Below are 2,447 nucleotides of genomic sequence, written 5' to 3' on the forward strand. Positions count from 1 at the left end.
ACACACAGTTCGTGTCGTAACCCCGCCCCCGCAAAACCGGATCGCCACCACGAACCGCATTCACCCCACCCAGCCACCGGAACCGGGCCGACACCTCATCCTCCGACAACTGACTCGGCAGCAGCCGATCACCACGTCCCGCCTCACCAGCCACATCCGGTGGGGGCGGCGGCTGGTGTGGCGCGGTCGCCGGGCCGGGCACCGACGATCCATCCTGGACACGCGGACGCTTCGGGGCCCGCCGACCTCCCGACTCAGGTCGCTCTCTGCGCCGGTCGAGCAACGTCTGCCGCTCTTGGAGTTGCTCTATGAGATCAGCGAAATTCACCTCTTCATCCATACTGAAGAGCTTGAAGGCGTATTCGGGTTCGGACGCCGGCGCGTCCGGTATCGGGACCAGTGGCACCTTGACCACGACGACAACCTCGTTGACGCTGTCGACAATGTGATCCTTCCCGACCGGCCGGCGACGCTCCCCCACCTGCAAAGTGACCGGCGTCCCAGGGGCGAGATTCACCTCCCGCCCATCTGGCGTCTTAGACCAGTTCTTGCCGCCGAGAGAAAAATCCAGAGGAACAGGCAATCGATTTCTCGAGCGAATTGTGTCGTTGAAGGATTTCACCGAGGAAATGCTCCACCAAGGCAAGCTTCTTTCCCACAGCGCCGTTTTGCGCAGCAACTCAACGTCGTCGACGGTGGGGGCAGGACTGACCAGTTGCAGATACAGGTCCCGTCCGGCCCCGCTCTTCTCAGCCGGCATCACCACGACCGCGATGGGTCGATGATCCGGGCCGTACCCGAGTCGAAGAATGACCTCCTTCATGTCGTTCGGGATGGTAAAGAAACGTCCGTCGACCACTTTGGCGACCGGGATACGGGCTCTCCGGGTTTTTTCGCCCTCGGAGCCCTTGCCGAAGGAGCGGGTTAGTTGGTTCGTCGCGGGGTCGAAGCCCGACGTGATGTGATAGAGGGAGCCGACCGGCTGATCGTCGAGTTGCCACACCTGGCCGGGCACCCTGCCTCTCAGTTCGGCCAGCTCGGTGTCAGAAAATTTGCGATCGATCTCCCGGTAGGCGAACTTTTCGACGCCGTCGGCCAGGTACGGGATCTTGACAATACCGACACCCGCCCCGTCGACCGACCCGAAGTCAACAGCGACCATATCGCTCGTTAGAACCACGTGATCGACACCAGTTAATGGCACCTCCTGTCCGCCCAGATTGGTGCGCAATGTCGTCTTCGCGCCACCGGCGGCTTTAACGGTGGCGGCAAACCGGAGGGTGAACGGGTCTTCGAGTTCCCATCGGTAATCACCTGCCCAGATGCCGTCGTCACCGAGGCCGGTGAGGTATTCGCGGTACGCGTCAAGTTCCTCGGCTAGGCGGCGAGGAGAAAAGGGGCGCTTACCGATTGCCGCGAGGTCCCGGTCAAGTGTGTATCGCAGGAGGGACCGGTGATGCTCGGAAGAATTCTTTTCCGCCGTTTCGATCCTGGCTTTCAGTAGACCGAGTGCCCCGGTGTAAAGGCTGTCCCACCGCTGCTGTTCGCGTTCGGGTATCGACGTCCGCTGGTAGCCGCTGGCGAGGCGGGCGAGGGTGTCGGCCGAGTCAAGAGGTCTGAGGACGATGTAACCACCCTTCCACCACACGACGGGGCGTGGGATGGCACCGTCAGCGGGCGGCGGGCCGATGTCCTCGTACGGGTCGCCGAACGGATGGTAGAGCCGCATCGGCTGGTCCAACCCCTTGGCCAGCAGATGGAGAGCGACACGCGTGACCTCGTAACTCGTAGTTCGGACGTTTGCCATCTTGTCGAGCCAGATCCGGTTCAGGGCGTCTCGTTGCTGCTCGGACATGTTCTCCGGATCCGGATACGGAAGAAGCTTCCAGAACTCCGACGATCTGCCCAGGGCGAGTTCCTCGGCCAGTTGGCGGGCCAGCCACCCGCTCAATCCAGTCGGCTTAGTGATGCCTTTCTTCCCGAACTCTTCCCCGTAGGTGCTGAACACCGACTCCGTGAAGACGACGTGCGGCGGTCTCACGTCAAGAGTTGCGGGATCGAATTCGAACACCCCGCCCGCCCACCTACCAAACGCCACCTCCGCCTTGGTTCCAGCGAACTTCAAGGAGGCTGTGGCTTTTACCACTTCCCTTTCCCAGTCCGCAGATTCCCCTTCCCAGTCCGCAGATTCCCCTTCCCAGCCCGGTGTCGTCATATCGAGTCCGGCCAGCGGGTCGTCCCACCACGGAAAAGCCGAAGGGTCCGGCTCGACCGGCGGGGTCGACGCCGCCGTGGTCCGCGCCGCCCCGTCCATCCCGGCCAGATCCGCTTCTTCCGGGACAGCGGTGGTCGGGTCGTCCGCCACCCCCACCGGCGGACGCGGGACACCCACACCATCGGTGGTCGCCACGAACCGCAACCGACCAGGCTCCACCGGCCCCCGAGCC

Annotated in this window: 1 protein-coding gene; it reads right to left on the reverse strand. The window is 63.3% G+C overall.

Annotated features, from left to right (window positions below; all coding sequences use genetic code 11):
- A partial coding sequence (locus B0E53_RS35495) for a hypothetical protein (protein ID WP_146167941.1) occupies window positions 1-2,410 on the reverse strand: 2,410 nt, incomplete at its 3' end.
- Window positions 2,411-2,447: the final 37 nt, after the last annotated feature.

Source organism: Micromonospora sp. MH33 (assembly GCF_003013775.1).
Taxonomy (GTDB): domain Bacteria; phylum Actinomycetota; class Actinomycetes; order Mycobacteriales; family Micromonosporaceae; genus Micromonospora; species Micromonospora fulviviridis.